Source organism: Holophagales bacterium (assembly GCA_016699405.1).
Taxonomy (GTDB): domain Bacteria; phylum Acidobacteriota; class Thermoanaerobaculia; order Multivoradales; family JAGPDF01; genus JAAYLR01.
On the sequence record CP064972.1, the window covers coordinates 1226943 to 1246761 of the forward strand.

The following is a 19819-nucleotide window of genomic DNA, read 5'->3' on the forward strand; positions in this document are numbered from 1 at the left end:
AGGCCGAGTCCCTGCGTGGAAGACCCGATCCTCGGCTACGATGCAGGGAGATCGCGGGAAAGCGGCGGTGTCGCATCGGAGCGCTCCGCCTTACGACGAGGAGAGTCGCCATGGCCGGAAGGGCGAGACGCACCACGTTGCGGAGCCGCGCAGGAAAGAAGCTCTACGCCGTGCGGGACAAGGGGGGCAAGTTCAAGGACATCCAGACCTACGAGCGCGCCCACCGTGCGGACCTGAAGAAGAAGAGCGCGGCCGAGAAGGCGGCGGCGGCGAAGGCGAGCGCCAAGCCGGCGGCCAAGAAGGCCACGAAGAAGACCGCCAAGAAGGTGGTCAAGAAGGTTGCGAAGAAGGTCGTGAAGAAGGTCGCGAAAAAGGTCGTGAAGAAGGCGACGAAGAAGGTCGCGAAGAAGAGCCTCAAGCGGGCCCCCAAGAAGGTCGTCAAGAAGACGGCGAAGAAGGCCGTCAAGAAGGTCGTGAGAAAGGCGACGAAGAAGGCCGCCAAGAAGGCGGTGAAGAGGACCGCCAAGCGGGCGGCGAAGTAACCCACCGGCACCGCCTTCTCCCGGCCGGCGGCGTCCGGCGAGCTGCGGCGTGGCGCGAGAGCGAGCCGCCCGCCGCGGTCGCTCGGCGCCCTCGGCTCAGCGGGCCGCGAGGGCTTCGCGCAGGGCGTTGGCGCGCCGACTGTGCGGGTTGCGGGCGAGAGCTCGGGTGAGCTGAGCCTCGGCAGCGTCCCGGTCGACCGCGCCGCGCGCGATCATCCAGCGCTGGTAGTCGGGGTCTTCGGGAAAGAGCGCGTCGAGGCTCTCGCGGGCGATCGTCGCGGCGTGGGCCGGTGTGCGTCGCAGGTGGATCATCGCCACGTCGTCGAAGTAGACGAGCGACCACTCCTCCGGCGGGAAGTAGGTGACGCTCCACGGCTGGCGGACCGTGCCGGTGACTCGACCCGCGCCGTCGACCGTGCGCACCTCGGTGCCGTCCTGCTCGTAGCCGAGCAACGTCGCGCCGATCCGCTCTTCGTCGAGGAGGGGGAACCAGAGACGGCTGTCGAGCACCGCGCTGCCGAGGCGGCGACGGAAGTCGGCGTAGAGGTCGTCGCGGCCGTCGAGAAAGACGCGGTGTGCGGGCCATCGCCGGTAGATCAGGTAGCCGCCGAAGGCGTGGGTATTGAGCAGCTCGCCGCTGGGTTGGAGGCGTTCGAGCGCATCGACGGCGGCGACCGGAAGTCGCCGGTCGTCGATCGAAAAGCCGCGTGGAAACGGCTGCTCGCCGGCGAGGAAGAGCGCGGCGAGCGCGAAGAGGACCGCTGCGACGAGCGCCGGCCGCACGCGGGCGAACACGCGCGTGAGCGCCACGGCGAAAGGCCCGGGCGCGTCGCGCTCGGCGAGGGCGGCGGCGAGGAGCAGCGGCGCGAGGCACCCCCAGAGCCCGAGGTTCCGGACATAGCGGATCGCCAGCGCGGCGAGCGCCGCGAGCGGCAGCAGCGCGGCGAGGTCGGGCCGGCGTCGCCGCGTCAGCAGCGCGGCGGCCGCGAGCGGCAGGGTGGCGAAGAAGAGCCAGTGCGCCGGCCAGCGCGGCCAGGCCCATTCGAGGTTGCGGAAGACCCCCTTCTCGTGCAACGAGGTGAGCGCGAACGGCACCTCCCAGAGGCGCCAGCCGAAGGGGTTGGCGAGGCTCGCTCCGAGCGAGAGAGCGAGGAGGATCCAGGCCTGGCGCGCCGTCGGCCGGCCGAGCCCGGGAGCTTCGGCCCGAGGCGCGGCGAGGCGCGGCTCCAGGGTCCGGCCGAGGGCGAAGAGCGAGAGAACGAGGGCACCGACGACGATTCCGGCATGCAGATTCGCCCACAGCGCGAAGAGCAGCGGGATCCAGAGCAGGCCGCCGAGCCTCGGCGGTGTGTCGCGCCGTCGCAGGAGGGCCACGAGGAGCAGGGCGGTGCAGGCGATCGTGGCGAGCTCGGGCCGCTCGATGAAACGCCAGCGCCCGGCGAGCAGGAACGGAGTGACGAGCGCCGTGGCCGGCACGAGGTCGAGCGCGAGCTCGCGTTGCACGAAACGCACGGCGAGCCAGGCGACGGCGAGCAGCAGCAACGTCTTGGCGAGCACCAGGGCCGCCGTGCCGCCAGCCCGCTCGAGCAGCGCGACAGCGACCTGGAAGAGCCATTCGGGGTTGATGCGCGGCGTCCCGGCGGCGGTGAAGGAGAACTCGTCGACGGACGGCACGGCACCGCGGGCGAGAATCAACCGGCCATAGGCGAGGTGCCACCAGATGTCGAAGTCGCCGATGCGTCGCACGCACCAGGCGACGAGAACCGCACCCAGGCCGAGGTGGACGAGGGCGGAAGAGTCGCGAGTCGTAGGCCGCACGTCGCCGAGGTCTTCTTCGGGTTCGCCTGCACCAATGCCTGATGCGTCGCAGCGCTGCTCAGTAGTCGCTCGTCATGATGAAGAGCGGACGGTTCTCGAAGTTCTCGTACTTCGGGCGCAGGCGGTCCGGCAGGTAGTACTTTTCGACGTCGACCACCTTCTTGCGACTGCTCACCACGTCGATCGGCACGTTGTCGTAGCGACCGCTGCGCACGTTGACCAGACGACCGGCGACGCCGTCGAGCACGAGGTCGAGAGCGAGATTGCCGAACGCCATCGGCACGATCGAGTCGAGCGCGTCCGGGTCACCGCAACGGACGAGGTAGCCGAGTCGCTGGTTGATGACGTTGATCCGTCGCCCCTGGTTGTACTTCGGCGAGAGCTCCTTGAGGTGCTCGGAAACGACGTCGCCGATGCCGCCGAGCTTGCGGTGGCCGTATGCGTCGGCCTCCATGCCGGAGTAGACCATCTCGTCCATGCCGCGCATCTTGGCGCCCTCGCTGACCAGCGCGACGCTGTAGCGGCTCGGGTTCGAGGTGCGGTCGGCGACCAGCAGCTCGCAGAGGCGGTGGACGTCGAACGGGTGCTCGGGGATGACGCAGCGATTCGCCGCGCCGGCCATCGTCGGCAGGAGCGCGGTGAAACCGGCGTAGCGCCCGAAGACCTCGATGACGAGGAAGCGCTCGTGCGAGCCGGCCGAGGTGCGCAGCGCGTGGGTCATCTCGATCGTGCGGGTGACACAGGTGGAAAAGCCGATGCAGTAGTCGGTCCCCGGCACGTCGTTGTCCATCGTCTTGGGGATGGCGATGACCTTGACCCCTTCCTTGTGCAGCCGCACGCCGTAGGAGAGCGTGTCGTCGCCGCCGATCGGGATCAGGAAGTCGATGCCGAGCGCACCGATGTTGGCCAGCACCTCGGGCGTCAGGTCGTTCATCTCGGCGGTGTAGCGCTCGCGCAAGTGGACCGGCACGACGGCCTTCGGCACGTGCGACGGCCGGGTCCGCGAGGTGTGGAGAAAGGTGCCGCCCGTGCGACCGACCTTGTTGACCGTCTCCTCGGTGAGCTCGACGACGCAGTCGGCGTTCCGCTCCGGATTGTCCCGGTCGAGCTCGATCAGCCCGGCCCAGCCGTGGCGGACGCCGAGGACGCGGAACCCCTCGCGCAGGGCGCGCACGGTGATGGCGCGGATGGCGGGGTTGAGACCGGGGACGTCGCCGCCGCCGGTCAGGATGGCGATGGTGCCACGATGCGTGTTGAGGTTGGCCATCTGCGGAGCTCCTCGAGGTTCCTGTCGATCATGGCGCCGGGGACCTGTCGGTAGCCTACCCGAGGGGGCGGGCGGGTGATACGTTCCCCCCGCCCGGCATGGCCGCTCGCCTCGTCCCGTCGCAGCCGCTCCGAGCCTCGGTCGTCGCCGTGGGGCTCGCGTTCGGCGTGTGGCTAGTGGTCGTCGCGCGCCTCCCGGCGGGCGCCTTCTGGATCACCGACGAGGGCAACCGCTGGCTGCAGCTCGAGGCGCTCGCGCGGACCGGCGCACCCGATGTCGGGCGGTTGTGGGACGGCTGGCAGACCGACCCCGACGGGGTCTACTTCCCGACGGCCGGCCATCATTTCCTCCGCCAAGGCCAGCGCGTCGTCTCCTTCTATCCGCCGTATCTCGCGCTCCTGACCTGGCCGGCCGTGCGGTGGCTGGGCGAGACGGCGTTGTACCTCTGGCCGCTCGCCGGCCTGCTGGCCACCGCCGCGCTCTTTCCCTGGCTGGTCGCCGGGCTGGGAGCACGCGCTCGGCTCGCCCTGGTCGCGTCCCTGCCGCTCGTGGCGTCGCCCCTTCTCTTCTACGCCTGCGGCTTCTGGGAGCAACCGCTGGCCACGGCCTTCGGCTCGGGAGCGCTGCTGGCGTTGCTGGCCGCGGTGCGACGGGACCGGGCTCGCGACGCTCTCCTCGGCGGGCTGCTGCTCGGCGCCACCACCTGGCTGCGAGAGGAGGGCTACCTCCTGGCGGCGGCCTGGGGCGTCGGGATGCTCGTCGCCGGCTGGGCGGAGCGGCGACGCACCAGCCGGACGTTGGCCGCGGCAGGCCTCGGCTTTCTCGCCATCGTCGTCCCGCTGTGGATCGTCCAGGCGCGGCTCTGGGGGGCCCCGTTCGGCTTGCACACCGTCGTCTACGCGTCGCTCGACGCCGCGCACTCGCTACGCGGCGAGCTCGGCGATGCGGTCGCCTACCTTTTCGCCTTCGGTGCCAGCCCGAGCCTCGCCGCCCTGCTGATCCTCCTCTTCGGTCCGGCGCTGCTCGTCGGGTCGCTCTGGACTCGGCCCGCCGGTGCGTGGCGCACGGTCGGCCTGACTCTCGCCGCCGGTGGGGCGGTCGTGGCGCTCGTCGTCCTGCTCGCCGACTCCGAGCCGGTGCTGGGGACGCTCCACCGTCAGAGTCTCCTGCCCCACGCTCCCATCCTGGCGCTGGGTGCGCTCTCCTTGCGCCGGCGACTGGCCGACCCGGAGATCGGTCGCCGGATGGTCGGCTGGACGATGGTGCTCTACACCCTCGGTCTCGTCTGGCTGCTCCATCGCGGCGACGTCGGCGTGATCTGGGGCCCGCGTCACTTCCTGCCGGTCCTCCCGGCGCTGCTGGCGCTCGCCGTCCTGGCGGTCGACGACGAGAGGTCCGCGACGCTCACGCCGAACCAGCGCCGGCTGGAGCGGTTGTCGATCGCCGCGCTCCTGCTCGCCGGACTGGTCGTGCAGATCGAGGGGCTGCGTCTGTTGCTGCTCAAGCGCGAGGCCGGCAGCGCCCTCCTCGCCGCGGTGCGGGAGGCGCCGGCGCGAGCGGTGGTGACGGACCAGTACTGGCTTCCCGAAGAGCTGGCGACCCTCTGGGGCGAGAAGACCTTCTTCGCCGTCGACGACGACCGCGGGCTCGAGCAGGTCCTCGAACGGCTCCGCGGCCACGGCGAGGTCGAGGTCCTGGTCCTCCTCTCGGCGGACCATGGTCCGGTGAGCGCCGCGGCGCGGGAGCGTCTCGCTCACCGGGCGATCGCCCGGCGTCTCGTCGGACGGCGGGGCGTCAGCTTCCTCGCCGTCGACGGGCTGTTGGTCCGACTCTCGCCGAAAGGGGCGATCGATGGCGGCTAGTCGCGTTCCGCTGTCCCGAGGCGCTGCCGAGCGCATCGCCAGCCTCGGGCTCCGGCCGCATCCGGAGGGCGGGTTCTATCGTGAGATCCATCGGTCGTCGCGCGCGGTGACCGATGACGCGCGCGGCGTCGTGCGGAGCGCCGTCACGCAGATCTGGTTTCTTCTCGCGGCCAGCGAGGTGAGCCGCTGGCACCGGGCGGCGGGCGACGAGCTCTGGCAGTTCGTCGCCGGCGAGCCGCTCGTCCTCTACCATCTCGACGAGCGCGCCGGGGTCGTCGTCGAGCGGCGACTCGGTCCGCTCCCGGCCGCCGGTGAACCGTCGCCGGAGCTCGCTCCGCTGGCCTGCGTCCCGGGCGGCGAATGGCAGGCGGCGCGTGCTCTCGGCGCCTACGCGCTGGTCACCTGCGTCGTGGCGCCAGGGTTCGAGTTCGACGACTTCGCCTTCGCCGTCGAGCATCCGGAGTCTGCGGCGCGGCTCGTCGCGCTGCGCCCCGATCTCGCCGAGCTGCTCTGATCCGGCCGCGGCCGCGGCCGTGCGGCGACCTCCGGCGAGTCGCGGGCTTCCCTTCGCGCCCGCTTCGCGTCAGGCTTGTTCCGGGACGAGAGCCGGAATGAGACACCCACGCAGAGGCCGGCGCATCCGGCAGACAGCGGCAGTCGCCGGGCTCGCGCTGCTCGTCGGGACGAGCGCGCTGGTCGGGGCGGTGGCGGCCTTCTCGTACCGCAGCGCCACGGGCTCGGGCGACGCGGCGGTGGTGCTCGGGGCGGCGATCTGGGGCAAGCGTCCGTCCCCTGTCTTCGAGGCGCGGATCCGCCACGCGCTCGACCTCTATCGTGCCGGTCGCGTGCGCAAGATCCTCTTCACCGGGGGGGTCGGTGAAGGCGACACCCGCGCCGAGGCGACGGTGGCGCGGGCGTACGCGGTGGCGCGCGGGCTGCCGCCGGAAGACCTGCTCTGCGAGGCAAGCTCCCACAACACGCGGGAGAATCTTCTCGCGGCCCGCGCCGTGCTGCGACGCGAGGGGCTCACGCGGGTGCTGCTGGTCAGCGACCCGATCCACATGCTGCGCGCCGTGACGATGGCCCGCGACCTCGGCATCGAGGCCGAGCCCTCGCCGACGCCGGTGACGCGATTCACCGGTCGCCGGGCCCGGCTCGCCTTCCTGTTGCGCGAGACCTATTTCGTCGGTGCCTACCTCGTGCAGCGCCTGCTCCCGGCCGATCCCGATCCCTGGGGCGGCGGGCGCGATCTTCCCGCCTGTCCCTGAGCGAGGGCGTTGCCGCCAGACCCAGAGGGGCCCCGGTCGCCGCACCTCTCGGCGCCTCTCCGAGAGGTGAGTTCCGGCTCAGCGCACGTCGCGCGGGCGGACGAGGTTCTCGAAGCAGAAGATCTCGTCCCAGCGCTCCTGGGTGACGAGCTGGCGCTCTTCGACGACGATGCGGTGGATCGAGACGCCGCGCTCGAACCCCTCGCGGGCGATCTCCGAGCAGGCCTTGTAGCCGAAGAGCGGGTTGAGCAGGGTGACGATGCCGAGGCTGCCGAGCACCTGGTCGCGGGTGTGCTCGCCGTTGGCGGTGATGCCGACCACGCACTTCTCGCGCAGGGCGTCCACCGCGTTGCCCATGGCGCGGATCGAGGTGAAGAGCGAGAAGGCGATGACCGGCTCCATGACGTTCAACTGGAGCTGGCCGGCCGCCGCCGCCATGGTCACCGTGAGGTCGGCGCCCATGACGTAGAAGGTCGTCTGGTTGACCACCTCGGGGATCACCGGGTTGACCTTGCCGGGCATGATCGACGAGCCGGGCTGGAGCCGTGGCAGGTTGATCTCGCCGAAGCCGGCGCGCGGTCCGGAAGAGAGCAGGCGCAAGTCGTTGCAGATCTTCGTCAGCTTCACCGCGGTGCGCTTGAGCACGCCGGAGAGCTGGACGAAGACGCCGGTGTCCGAGGTGGCCTCGACGAGGTCGTGGGCGAGGACGAGCGGCAGCCCGGTGAGCTCGGCGAGGTAGCGGGTGGCGAGCTCCGGATAGCCCTCCGGGGCGTTGACCGAGGTGCCGATCGCCGTCGCGCCGAGGTTCACCTCGAGCAGCAGGCGGCGCGATTCGGCGACGCGCTGGACCTCCTCGCCGAGCGTGGTGGCGACCCCCTTGAATTCGTCGCCCATCGACATCGGCACGGCGTCCTGCAGATGCGTGCGCCCCATCTTCAGGACGCCGGCGAGCTCCACGCCCTTGGCGGCGAACGCCTCCTGCAGGCGCCGCAGCTTCTCGGCGTAGCGGTCGAGGCGGAAGACCAGGGCGAGGCGCAGGGCCGTCGGGTAGACGTCGTTGGTCGACTGCGAGGCGTTGACGTGGTCGTTCGGGCTGACGGTCGCGTACTCCCCCTTCGGCCGGCCGAGCCGCTCGAGCGCCAGGTTGGCGATCACCTCGTTGACGTTCATGTTGGTCGAGGTTCCGGCGCCGCCCTGGATGAAGTCGACCGGAAACTGCTCGGTGAGCTCGCCGGCAATCAGCCGGTCGCAGCCGTCGACGATCGCCGCGGCGATCTCCGGGGTGAGCGCGCCGAGGTCGCGGTTGGCGAGCGCCGCCGCCTTCTTGACCAGGGCGAGCGCCTTGACCAGGAAGCGCTCGGCGCCCACCGGCACGCCGAGGATGCGGAAGTTCTCGATCCCGCGCAGCGTCTGCACGCCGTAGTAGACGTCGTCCGGCAGCTCGCGCTCGCCGAGGAAATCGCGTTCGATGCGGGGCATGACGCCTCCTGGCCGTGCAGGGGCGCGACGCCCCACGGCGGGTCGAGGACGGCCGATCGCCGGCCGCCTGCGGGTTGTTGGCGGTGGGAGTGTAGCGCCCTAGCGTCCCGGGGCGCCGCGCCGCTTGACGACCGCGCCGTCGGCGAGCGTGCGCAACGCCTGGAACGGGCCGGCGACGATCTCGGTGCCGTCGGCGAGGCCGCCGACCGTCACGTCGAGCCCGCCGATGACGCCGGTGGCGACCGGCACGAAGCGGACGCGCCCGTCGGCCTCGACGGCGAAGACGCCGGAGCGCTCGCCGCCCTCGGGGGCGGGGCGCAGCGTCACCGCCTGCAGCGGAACCACCGTGGCGTCGGCGACCTCCTCGGCGAGGATCGCGGTGTCGCAGGTCATCCCGGGCTTGAGCGCCGGGTCGGGCGTAGTGAGACGCACGACGACGCGGAACTCGCGCGCCGCCGTCGTCGCGCCGGTCGGCGGCAGCGAGCTCGCGCCGATCTCGGTGACGTGGCCGGTGAACTTCCGCCCGGGCAGGGCCTCGAGGGTCACCTCGGCGCTCTTGCCGACGGCGAGCCGGACGACGTCGACCTCGGCCACCTTGACCTCGGCGTCGAGCGACGAGAGGTCGGAGAGGGTCATCAGGATGGTGCCCGGCTGGTTCTGCACGCCGACGACCACCATCTCGCCCTCGCGCACCGAGAGGCGGGTGACGACGCCGTCCATCGGAGCGGTGATCTCGGTCTTCGCCAGGCTGTCGCGGACCCGCGAGAGCTGGGCGCGCCCCTGGGCGACCCGGCGCGTCGCGGCCTCGACGGCGGCGTGGGCGGAGTCGGCGGCGGCGATCGCCTGGTCGAGCTCGGCCTGCGACTGGATCCCCTGGCGCACCAGGGAGCGCGTCCGCTCGAGCGCCTGGCGCGCTTCGACCTCGCGCGCCGCGGCAGCGGCCTGGTCGGCACCGAGGGCGGCGAGCAGCGCTCCGGCGGCCTGCTCGTCGCTCGTCGCCGGCACCGCGTCGAGGCGCGCCAGCACCTGGCCGGCGCGCACCGCGTCGCCCTCCTTGACGAGCAGCTGCACCAGCTTGCCCATGGTGCTCGAGCCGATGTCGGCGTAGCGCGCGGCGACGATCTCACCGGAGGCGGTGACGTAGGAGCGGAAGACCGGCTTGCGCACCGCCTTCTCGACGTCGACCTCGACCGGGCGGGGCCCGCGGTTGCGAAGGAAAGCGGTGGTACCGGCGGCAGCGACGACGAGCAGCAGGACAAGACCCCAGCGGGCGCGACTCATGAGGGGAAAAATCTAGCACGCCGCGGGTGCTAACCTTCGGTGCGATGGCGACCGGCGTCATGGCGGGGCGAGGCTCGCGACAGTTCTGGGAGGCGATCGGCCAGGCCGCGCGCACGGCGCGCGCCCACCCGCTGCGCTCGACGCTCGGCGCCGTGGCGGTGGCCGCGGCGGTGGCGACGCTCGTCCTCGTGCGCACCTCGGTCGACGGCCTGGCGCTCTTTGCCGAGCGCAGCGCGGCCCGCGCCTTCGGCAGCGACACCTTCGTCCTGGCGCAGATCGCCTCGCCGGGGCAGATCAACCGCCGCGAGCTCGAGCGCAAGCTCCAGCGCAACCCGGTCATCGACCGCTCCGACGTGCGCTTCCTCGAGGCCTTCGCCGGCTCGCGGGCGATCTACGCGGCGACCGCCCAGCGCGCCGCCGACGTGGTCGCCGGGCCGCGCAAGGTGGAGAACGCCGCGGTCTCCGGGACGCAGTCGACGCTGCCGGAGATCCGCGACCTGTCGGTCGCCGAGGGGCGCTTCTTCGTCCCCGACGAGGAGCGCCGCGGCGCCCAGGTGGCGGTGCTGGGGCGGGAGATCGCCGACGAGCTCTTCCCGGCCGAAGACCCGCTCGGCAAGACGGTGCGCCTTGCCGGACGTGGCTTCACGGTGGTCGGCGTCCAGGCGCGGCTCGGCACCTCGGGCGGCTTCTCGCTCGACCGCTACGTCTGGATCCCGCTGCTCGCCTTCGAGCGCGCCTACGGCGCCCCGACGACGCTCCAGGTCTCGGCCCGGCCGCCAGCGGCGACGGGGGGCGGCAGCGCGGCGGTGCTGCTCGCCGAGGACCGGGCGCGCGCGACGATGCGGGCCCGACGCCAGCTCGCGCCGGGCGAAGAGGACAACTTCGACGTGCTTTCTCCCGAGGCGGCGCGCACCTTCGTCTTCACCCTCGCCAAGCGGATCGGCAGCGCGGCACCGCTGCTCGGCGCGATGGCGCTGCTCGCGGCGATCGTCGTGGTGGCCAACACGACGCTGGTTTCGGTGGCGCAGCGCACCTTCGAGATCGGCGTGCGGCGAGCGGTCGGTGCGACGCGGCGCGAGATCCTCACCGAGGTGCTCGCCGAGTCGGCGCTCGTCTCGCTCGTCGGCGGGCTTGCCGGGACGGTCGCCGTGGCGCTCGCCGCCAAGGCGCTCGGCGGCGCGCTCGGCTTCCCGCTCGCCGTGTCGCCGCACACCGTGATCGTGGCGCTCGCCCACGCGATGGCCGCCGGGCTCCTCGCCGGCTACTACCCGGCGCGGCGCGCCGCGCGCCTCGACCCGATCCAGGCGCTGCGGGTGGAGAAATGAGGAGCCTCCGCCGCTGGGGGACGATGGCGCTCGAGTCGGGGCGCCTGGCCGCGACGGGGATCCGCGCGCAGCCGCTGCGTTCGTCGCTCGCGGTGATGGGCGTGGTCATCGGCATCGTCACCGTGACGCTCGTCACCTCGGTGCTCGCCGGGGTGCGTGGACAGGTGGCGCTGCTCTTTCGCGAGTTCGGCAGCGACAACATCTTCGCCTACCATCGGCGCGGCGACCCCTACTCGCCGCCGTCGCAGGCCGAGGCGCAGCGGCGCACGCTCGACCCCGCGTGGGCCGAGCCGATCGCCCGGCTCGGCGACGACATCCGCGAGGTCGGCGTGCAGCTCATCGTGCCGACGGTGGTCGGCGGCCGGGCGCTGACCGCGCGCGCCAACGGCGGCGAGGCCGACAAGGCGCTGGTCGAGGGGCTGACGGCGAACTTCTTCGAGGTGACGGGGGCGGAGTTCGAGGCCGGGCGGCCGTTCTCGACGCTCGAGGCGGCGACCGGCGCGCGGGTCGCGGTGATCGGCTCGAACATCGCCCAGGCGCTGTTCGGCCGCGGACAGAGCGTCGGCAAGCGGATCCTCCTCGGCGGCACCGAGTTCTTCGTCGTCGGCGAAGCCGCGCCGCGCAAGGGCGGCTTCTTCGGCGAGAACCGGCAGGACAACGTCATCGCCGTGCCGATCGACACCGCCCGCCGCCTCTACCCGTCGGCCAAGGACACCGTGTTCTACATCCGCGCCGAGCCGGGCCGGCGCGACGCGGCGCGCAGCGAAGCCGAGGCGATCCTGCGCCGCCTGCGCGACCTCGCTCCCGAGCAGGAGAACGACTTCAACCTCTCGACGGCCGACCAGATCATCGCCCAGCTCGACCAGGTCTCGGCGCTGATCGGGCTGGTGACGCTGGCGCTCGCCGCCGTGTCGCTCGGCATCGGCGGCATCGGCATCGCCAACGTGATGATCATCGCGGTGACCGAGCGCACACGCGAGATCGGCGTGCGGCGAGCGATCGGCGCGCCGCGTCGCGAGGTGATGCGGCAGTTCCTGCTCGAGGCGGCGATGCTCTCCCTCGCCGGCGGCGCGCTCGGCGTGCTGGTCGCCTGGGCGATCGGCGCGCTGCTCTTCCTCGTCGCGCCGGCGCTCGCCTCGGTGCCGCCGCTCTGGGTGGTGGTCGGCGGTCTCGCCGCCTCCTTCGCCACCGGGGTCGTCGCCGGCTACGGGCCGGCGCGCCGCGCGGCGGCGCTCGACCCGGTCGAAGCGTTGCGCTACGAGTGAGGGCGAGGCGACGGTGCGCGAGGCCGGCCCGCTCTTCCTCGCGTCGATGGCGCTCGTCGTCGCCGCCAACGTGCTCTACCACTGGGGGCAGAAGTCGGTGCCGGCCGACGTGCCGCTCCTCGCCTCGCTCGCCCAGACCTTCGCCACCGCGCTGCTGCTGACCCTCCTCGCGCTGCCCTGGCTCGCCGGCCCGCTCCCTGCGGCGGGCGTCACCGCCTGGCTGAATTGGAAGAGCATCGCCGTCGGTCTCGCCATCTTCGGCGTCGAGATCGGCTTCCTCCTCGCCTACCGCGCCGGTTGGCCGCTCAACACGGCCGCCTTGACCGCCGGCGCCCTCCTCGCCATCCTCCTCGTCCCCTGCGGCGCTCTCCTCTTCGCCGAACCCTGGTCCCTTGCCAAGACCGCCGGCCTGGCGCTCTGCCTGGCCGGGCTCTGGCTGCTCAACCGGAGCTGACGAGGGAGCGGTGGCGGCGAACGTTGCGACGAGCACCCGCGGCTTGCCGTCCTTCGGCTCGCAGATGAGCCGCTCGGTCGTGCGTCACTCTCGCCTCTGGACGGTGGCGATTCTCGCGCTGATGGCCTTCAACGTCTTTGCCGGGCTGGGCAGTGCGCGGGTGGACGACTCCGACGAGGCGCGCTACGGCGTCTCCAGTCACGAGATGCTGAACGGTGGATCCTGGCTCGTCCCGACCTACGCCGGGAAGTGCGAGACCTGGAACCTCAAGCCGCCGCTCGGCTACTGGATTCAGGCTCTCTCTCTTGCCGCCTTCGGCCAGAGCGCCCTCGCACTGCGCCTGCCTTCGGCCCTTTCCGCGCTCGCCGTGGTCTTCGTGACCATGGAGCTGGCGCGACGCTGGCTCGGGCGTGCCGAAGCGCTCCTCGCCGGAGCGGTCTTGGCGACCGCCTTCGGTTTTCTCGGGCACCACGCGGCGCGCAGCGGTGATCTCGACGCGATGCTCTCGCTCCTGGTGATCGCGGCGATGGCCCGACTCTCCCGGTTCGGCGAGGGACGGTCGCGGGGCCTGGACCTGGGGCTGATCTGCGGAGCGATCTTCCTGCTCAAGAGCTTCGCGGTCCTGCCGGTGCTCGGTGTGGCGGCCGTCTTTCTGGCTGTCCGGGGGGAGCGTCGAGCCTGGCGAGGGCTGGGCATCTCCCTCTTGATTCTCGTTGCCGTCGTGGTGCTCTGGGCGGTGGCCCGCGTTCGCGCGGACGGGTCGGACTTCTTCCTGCGGCAGATGGTCAACGAAGACCTGCTGGCCCGCTCGACCCACTCGATCGATCGCTCGCGGGGCCACAGCCTGACCTACCTCGACAAGCTGCTCGACCGCTTCGCTCCCTGGCCGATCCCACTCGCCGCGGCGGGGATGCTCGCGTGGCGCGATCGCCGGGTCCGCCGCACGGGACGGCGCGCCGACAGGGCGCTGGCGCTGCTCGTGCTCTGGGCCGCGATCCCGTTCCTGCTCTTCTCGATCGCTCGAACCCACCATCACTGGTATCTGTTGCCGATCTATCCGGCACTGGCGATGCTCACCGCCGTCTCCTTGCGCTCTCTCGGCCGGCGAGCCGGGACGCGATGGGGACCACCCGCCTTCGTCGTCGCGATCGTCGTCGCGTTGGCGTTCTGCGAGACGCGCGTGCTGCTGCAGTCGCTCGGGCGCGATCGTGCCCCCGAGAGCCAGCGGTTCCTCGCCTCGCTCGGCAGGCTGAAGCAGGAAGAGAGGCAGCCACTCGCGGCGGCCTTCCCGCTCTCGCACTCCGAGCGCTTCCTGCTCGAGGGCGTGGCCGGGTTCCGCGTCCGGGAGATGGGCGACGGCGCCTCGGGAAACGAGCCGCCGGCGGCGACCGCCGAATGGTCGTTGCGATCCCTCTCCTCGCGCGGCGGCGACACCGTCGACTTCTGCAGTGAGGGCTCGACGCTCGCCGCAGGAGAGGGATACCTGCTCTGCTCCGGCTCCGCGGCAGGCGAGCGCGTCTCGCGCCGGGAAATTGCGCCCGCGACCGTTCCAGCCGCCCGAACCAAGTGACCGGTTTCGGCGCGAAGCCGCGAAGCGCGGCTCGGTCTTCAGTGGATCCCCAACCGTTGCGTGGGCCTCGCCGTCTTCCGCGTCGCGCTCGCCGCCCTTCTCTTTGCCGAACGCTGGTCCCGCGCCGAGACCGCCGACCTGGCGCGCTGTCTCGCCGGGGAGTCCGATTGCTGAACTGTGGGGTAGGGCGTAGCGGTGGAGAGGATCCTGGATGTGCGGTGGCGGCGCAGGCTGAGTCCGCTGGTGGTGCTCGCTGTCGGCACCCTTCTTTCCGGCTGCGGACGACTCCCCGGCGAATTCGATTCGCTAGCGCTCGAAGCGCAAGTGGTGGCTTACGAACGCCACTTCGAAGGCGCGCTGATTCCTGGCCCGGTGAGCCGTGCGCGCTCCCGGATTTCCTCCCATGGCTGGCCCGCCGCTGATCTCATGGCGAAGTACATTCGCGGCGAGAGACACGGACTGCCCCTCGAGGAGGCGATCGTGATCGCCAGCTTCGTCCAGTGGCGCGGGTGCTCGCTCAGGGGCTCGGCTGCCCATCTCGCTCTTCTGGACTTGATCGCCAAGGACTCTCTTTCCGCCTCTGAGGAGACCGCCGCAAGAGTCGCGCTGGCGGCTATCGAAGAGAGCCTCAAGGCGAAAGACGGGCTTGACGATCTGGGAAGCGGAGCCTGTGAGACCTCGACTCGAGTGCCCCCACTCTAGTTGACGGCTTCGAGACCGGCGACACGAGCCGATGGCCGGGCCCGAACCAGCCGCTCACGATGAGTGTGCCGGCGACGGAGGAGGCGCGGTTCGACCCGTTCGGGAATCTCACGCGGCTGCGTCACGTGGTCAACAACGGGGTGCCGGAGATCCGCACGCTGACGACGGACCCGCTGAGCAACCGGTTGACCGGCTCGACGGTGGAGTACGACTCCTCAGGCAATCTGACCCGCCAAGAGACGCACCTCTACCGCTACGACGTGTTCGTTCAGGTTGGTCCGTTGGACTTCCCGAGCTGACCCGAGATCTGCACGTCGGTCGGCAGATGGACGTCGGGTGAGTCGCGTCCGCAGCGGCTGAGCCGACGTGCCGTTGTGAACGGGCGACGCCCCCGCATGGCCCCTTCCGGGGCGGCTTGCCGCACCTTGGACCGATAGCAGGTGAATGCTCTGGCGGCCGGGGTCTCCCGGACGAGCGCTCGACCGGGGTTCGGCGGGCGGTCGGGAGAGGGCTGGCCAGCCGGACGCGACCCTGCGAGATGCCCGACGCCAGGAGCCCGTCCATGACCTCTCCGCTTTGCCTCGAACGCTTGACGACTCGAGCGCTGGCCGCTCTTCTCCTCGCCGGCGTGCTCGCCGCTCCGGCGCGCGCGGTGACCTTCTCGGTCTCGAAGACCGCCGACACCAACGACGGCACCTGCAACGCCGACTGCTCGCTGCGGGAGGCGATCGTCGCCGCCAACACGGCGGCAGGCAGCGACACGATCACCTTTGCAGTGGCCGGGACCTTCTCGATCACCGGCACCGCGCTGCCTTCGATCACCAGCCCGCTGGTGATCAACGGCACCTCGGCCCCCGGCTGGACGAGCACGCCGGTCGTACGGATCGACGGCGTGGGGCTCGCCTCCGGCAACGGGCTGACCTTCGCCGCCGGAGCCTCGGCCTCCAGCGTCTACGGCGTGGCGATCACCCGCTTTCCGGGCAACGGCATCCTGATCCAGACCTCCAGCACGGCGGTGACGCGCTCCTATCTCGGGGTGGCGCTCGACGGCACCACCGACGCCGGCAACGGCCTCGCGGGGGTGGTCGTCTCGGCGCTCAACTGCGTGGTCGGCAACACCTCGATCGGCAACGTCATCTCCGGCAACGGCGGCCATGGCATCCAGGTGCTGAGCGGGTCAGACAGCCTGCAGATCCGGGACAATCGCATCGGCACGAACGCGGCTGGCACCGCGGCGCTCCCGAACGACCTCGGCGGGATCCTGGGGTCCGGCAGTGCCGGCGTCGGGGTCGGCGGGACGCTCGCCGGCCAGGGCAATCTCATCTCCGGCAACGGTGGTCTCGGGATCGAGCTCGCCGGCAGCTCCAACCACTGGACGATCGCCGGCAACTCTGTCGGGGTCAACGCCGCCGGGACCTCGGCGTTGGGCAACGCCGGTGGCGGCATCTACCTCGGCACCAGCAGCCACACCGTCGGCGGGGTCTCCGCCGTGGCGAAGAACGTCGTCTCGGCGAACCTCAACTACGGGATCCTCGTCGGCAGCGCCGCCGACGCCGTGTTGATCCTCGGCAACACCCTTGGCACCAACGCTGCCGGAACTGCGGCCATTTCCGGTCAGCCGATCGGCATCCGGGTCCAGGGCACGAATTGCACGATCGGCAGCGTCACCGGCACCGGGCGCAACCTCATCTCGGGCCATACCTGGGACGCGATCTCGCTCGAGGGCACGGCAACGGGATGCGTGGTGATCGCCAACTACGTCGGCCTCGACGCTGCGGGCTCCGCCCCGCTCCCGAACGGCAGCGGGGTGAGTGTCAACGGCAGCGCCAACACCGTGGGTGGCGACACGGCGGGCGAACGCAACGTCATCTCGGGCAACTCCGCCGATGGCGTCGTGTTGCGCGGCACGAACAACAAGGTGATCGGCAACTACATCGGCACCAACCCCGCCGGGACGGCGGCGCTCCCCAACGGCGGCAACGGGATCCGGGTCCTCACCGCGACCAGCGGAGCGATCGGCGGCCTCAACCCCGGCGAAGGCAACGTCCTCTCCGGGAACGTCGCCAACGGCATCTCCTTCGACAGCGACACCAGCGGTCTGACCGTGCAGGGCAACCTGATCGGTGTCGACGCGACCGGACTCCTGGCGCTCGGCAACGCCGGCGGCGTGAAGCTCGATGGCAGCGGTCACACCCTGGGCGGCGCCGTCGCCGCGGCGCGCAACGTCATCTCGGGAAACCCCCAGGGCGGCGTCGCGGTCAGCGGCACGGGGCACGTCATCCGCGGCAACTACATCGGCACCAACGTCACCGGCTCGGCGGCGATCACGGGCAGTACTGCCCACGGCATCCGTGTGCTGGTGGCGAGCGGCATCACCATCGGTGGCAGCGCGGCGGGCGAGGGCAATCTGATCTCCGGCAACGGCTCGGCCGGCATCGCCACCGAGGGAACGAGCTCCACGGTCACCATCAAGGGCAACAAGATCGGCACCAACGCCGCCGGCTCTGCGGCGGTCGCCAACGGCGGCGGCGTTTCGCTCGGCGGCTCCGGGCACCTGCTCGGCGGCGGCTCGGCGGGGGCGCGCAATCTCATCTCGGGCAACGCGGGCGACGGCGTGGACCTGTCCGGTGTCCAGGAGGTCGTGCGCGGCAACTACATCGGGGTGAACGGGGCCGGCACGGCGGCACTCGGCAACGGCGGCTTCGGGATCCGCGGCTACGGCCAGGTCGACGGCGAGATCGGCGGCCCGGCGGCGGCGGACGGCAACGTCATCTCCGGCAACGGGCGGAGCGTGTCGTTCGAGCTCGGGGCCACCGGCAACCGGATGCGCAACAACATCGTCGGCCTCGACGCCACCGGCACCGTCGATCTCGCCGACAGCGGTACCGGCATCGAGCTCGGTTCGCCCGGCAACACGATCGGCGCGCCGGGAGCCGGCAACGTCATCGCCGGCTTCCCCTACAACGGCATCGCCATCACCGGCGCGGTGGCGACCGGCAACGTGATCCAGGGCAACTGGATCGGCACGAATGCGGCGCTGGCCGGAGGTCTCGGCAACTACCAGATCGGGATCTATGTGGACACGGCGAGCGGCAACACGATCGGCGGCCTCGGTGCGGGAGAGGGCAACGTCGTCGCCAACAGTGGCTTCCTCGGCATCTGGGTCGAGCACGGCGAACGCAACGAGATCTCCGGCAACTCGATCTTCGGGAGCGCTCTCCTGGGGATCGACGTCGGCGAGCAGGGCGTGGCGCCGAACGACAGCGGCGACGCCGACGTCGGCGGCAACCGGAGCCAGAACTACCCGCTGATCGCCGCGGCGATGGTGAGTGGCGCGACGACCAGCGTCCAGGGGCGACTGAACAACGAGCCGAACACGCAGTATCGCGTCGAGCTCTTCTCGAGCCCGACCTGCGGCGCGACCGGATTCGGCGAGGGCCGAACCTATCGCGGCGCGACGCTCGTCACCACCGACGCCGTCGGCCTGGGGACGCTCTCGACGATCCTGCCCCTGGCGGTCCCCGACCCGTTCCTGACGGCGACCGTCACCGACCCGCTCGGCAACACCTCGGAGCTCTCGCCCTGCGTCGCGATCGGTGGCGCCAACCCCGGCAAGCTCCAGTTCTACCGCAACGCGGTGCTCTCCTACGAAGGCAATCTGCCGACCGGCGACGCGGTGGTGACCCGCAGCCACGGTCTCTCGGGGACCGTCTCGGTGACCTTCACCAGCAGCGACAACACCGCCGTCGCGGGGCAGGACTACACCGACTCCGACCAGACGCTCACCTTCGCGCCCTGGGAGGTCGTCAAGGTGGTCAAGATCCCGATCCTCTTCGACCCGGCGCCGGAGCCCAGCCCGGAGTTCGCCAACCTGGCGCTCAGCGCGCCGTCCGGTGGCGCCACCCTGGGCGTCGCCTCGTCGTTGCTCTACATCTTCGACAACGACCCGGCCTACCCCGGCATCACGATCGACGACGCCGCCGTCGTCGAAGGCGACAGCGGCCAGACGCTGATGACCTTCAACGTCCACCTCTCGCCGAGCAACCATGCGGTGACCGTCACCTACTTCACCGGACAGGGCACGGCAACGCCTGGCCAGGACTTCCAGTCGAGCGACGGCACGCTGTCGTTCGGCGCCAGCGGTTCGGTGCAGACCCTGCCGGTGCAGGTGGCGGTCTGGGGCGACACCGACGTCGAGGCCGACGAGGTCCTGTGGCTGACGATCACGACAGCGCCCGGAGGTGGCAACTGGGTCGCGTACGACACCGTCGCGGCCGGCAAGATCCTCAACGACGACTCGGGGACCCCGCCGCCGCCGGGTGCGATCTTCGCCGACACCTTCGAGGTCGGCTCGACCGGGCGTTGGTCGGACGCGACGCCCTGAGCTCTCCGGGCCGGCGTGGGGTGCGCGACGGACACGGCGCCGCACTACCCCTGGGGGTGGCGAGCGAGGCACCGCCCGTTCGGGGGATGCCGCAGTGCGGCGAAGGTTGCTAAGCTGAGGTCGCCACGGAATCGCCGACAGGCGTTCTGGGCTGCGCCGGTGACTCGTCGGCGCCCTGCTGTTCGAAGGAGATCGCGATGCGCACCCGCTCCCTGCTCGTTCCGCTCACGCTCGCGCTGGCCGTGACGATGCTCTTCCCCGGGCTCGCCGCGGCGGCCTGGAAGAACCTCGGCTCGACCACCGTCGACTTCGCCGTCAAGCAACAGGAGATCGCCGTCGCCGACACGGTCGGCGTGCGCAACCTGGTCTTCGAGGTGCGCAAAGCCGGGGTGATCTTCGAGGGCGCCTGGCTGCAGTTCGAGGGCGGCGCACGGCTCGACGCGAAGGTGCGCGGCTTCGTCAACCTCGGCGAGCGCTCGGTCGCCTTCACGCTGCCCGAAGGTCAGGGCAAGCTCGAGAAGATCGTCTTCCGCTGCAGCGCGCGCGACGGCTCGGGCCGGCCGGCGGAAGTGACGCTGCTCGGCGCGAAGTAGGCCTCGGCG

16 protein-coding genes are annotated in these 19819 nt (G+C 71.4%); 12 read left to right on the forward strand and 4 right to left on the reverse strand.

The features are described 5' to 3' along the window. Positions 1-110 precede the first annotated feature (110 nt). On the forward strand, positions 111-542 hold the full coding sequence (locus IPJ17_05235) for a hypothetical protein (GenBank protein QQR74986.1): 432 nt from the start codon (positions 111-113) through the stop codon (positions 540-542). A 96-nt stretch (positions 543-638) separates the two neighbouring features. On the opposite strand, the gene IPJ17_05240 is transcribed toward IPJ17_05235, so the two are convergent. Continuing rightward, a complete protein-coding gene (locus tag IPJ17_05240) occupies positions 639-2360 on the reverse strand; it encodes a hypothetical protein (GenBank protein ID QQR74987.1) in 1722 nt (573 codons plus the stop codon). 58 nt (positions 2361-2418) lie between these two features. Continuing rightward, entirely contained in the window at positions 2419-3627 is a 1209-nt protein-coding gene (locus tag IPJ17_05245; GenBank protein ID QQR74988.1) for a 6-phosphofructokinase, read from the reverse strand. 98 nt (positions 3628-3725) lie between these two features. Here IPJ17_05245 and IPJ17_05250 point away from each other — a divergent pair, with 98 nt between their 5' ends. From IPJ17_05250 to IPJ17_05260, 3 genes are all read left to right on the forward strand, one after another. After that, the gene (locus IPJ17_05250; protein ID QQR74989.1) at positions 3726-5489 is read left to right on the forward strand and encodes a hypothetical protein; all 1764 of its coding nucleotides are present in this window, start codon (positions 3726-3728) and stop codon (positions 5487-5489) included. Next, positions 5479-6003, forward strand: a complete 525-nt coding sequence (locus IPJ17_05255) for a cupin domain-containing protein (protein QQR74990.1) — start codon at positions 5479-5481, stop codon at positions 6001-6003. The genes IPJ17_05250 and IPJ17_05255 overlap by 11 nt, the downstream gene beginning before the upstream one ends. Before the next feature lie 97 nt (positions 6004-6100). Further along, entirely contained in the window at positions 6101-6757 is a 657-nt protein-coding gene (locus IPJ17_05260; protein QQR74991.1) for a YdcF family protein, read from the forward strand. Between the two features lie 78 nt (positions 6758-6835). Here the strand turns inward: IPJ17_05260 and IPJ17_05265 are convergent, their stop codons facing one another. Beyond that, positions 6836-8236 carry an aspartate ammonia-lyase gene (locus tag IPJ17_05265; protein QQR74992.1) on the reverse strand — a complete coding sequence of 467 codons (1401 nt, stop codon included), beginning with the start codon at positions 8234-8236 and terminating at the stop codon, positions 6836-6838. 99 nt (positions 8237-8335) lie between these two features. Next, the gene (locus tag IPJ17_05270) at positions 8336-9517 is read right to left on the reverse strand and encodes an efflux RND transporter periplasmic adaptor subunit (protein QQR74993.1); all 1182 of its coding nucleotides are present in this window, start codon (positions 9515-9517) and stop codon (positions 8336-8338) included. A gap of 26 nt (positions 9518-9543) precedes the next feature. Between IPJ17_05270 and IPJ17_05275 the strand changes: the two genes are divergently transcribed. From IPJ17_05275 to IPJ17_05310, 8 genes are all read left to right on the forward strand, one after another. Further along, positions 9544-10842 (forward strand): ABC transporter permease, encoded by a 1299-nt coding sequence (locus IPJ17_05275; protein ID QQR74994.1) that lies wholly within the window; start codon positions 9544-9546, stop codon positions 10840-10842. Then, complete coding sequence (locus IPJ17_05280; GenBank protein ID QQR74995.1) at positions 10839-12107, forward strand: ABC transporter permease; 1269 nt, start codon at positions 10839-10841, stop codon at positions 12105-12107. The genes IPJ17_05275 and IPJ17_05280 overlap by 4 nt, the downstream gene beginning before the upstream one ends. Positions 12108-12120: 13 nt before the next feature. Then, positions 12121-12561: a hypothetical protein gene (locus tag IPJ17_05285; GenBank protein QQR74996.1), complete on the forward strand. Its 441-nt coding sequence runs from the start codon at positions 12121-12123 to the stop codon at positions 12559-12561. A gap of 10 nt (positions 12562-12571) precedes the next feature. Further along, on the forward strand, positions 12572-14131 hold the full coding sequence (locus IPJ17_05290) for a glycosyltransferase family 39 protein (protein ID QQR74997.1): 1560 nt from the start codon (positions 12572-12574) through the stop codon (positions 14129-14131). A 195-nt stretch (positions 14132-14326) separates the two neighbouring features. After that, positions 14327-14833 carry a hypothetical protein gene (locus tag IPJ17_05295; protein ID QQR74998.1) on the forward strand — a complete coding sequence of 169 codons (507 nt, stop codon included), beginning with the start codon at positions 14327-14329 and terminating at the stop codon, positions 14831-14833. 59 nt (positions 14834-14892) lie between these two features. Beyond that, entirely contained in the window at positions 14893-15132 is a 240-nt protein-coding gene (locus IPJ17_05300; protein ID QQR74999.1) for a hypothetical protein, read from the forward strand. A gap of 263 nt (positions 15133-15395) precedes the next feature. After that, a complete protein-coding gene (locus IPJ17_05305) occupies positions 15396-19217 on the forward strand; it encodes a right-handed parallel beta-helix repeat-containing protein (GenBank protein ID QQR75000.1) in 3822 nt (1273 codons plus the stop codon). Positions 19218-19414: 197 nt separating this feature from the next. Continuing rightward, positions 19415-19810 (forward strand): hypothetical protein, encoded by a 396-nt coding sequence (locus tag IPJ17_05310; protein ID QQR75001.1) that lies wholly within the window; start codon positions 19415-19417, stop codon positions 19808-19810. Positions 19811-19819: the final 9 nt, after the last annotated feature.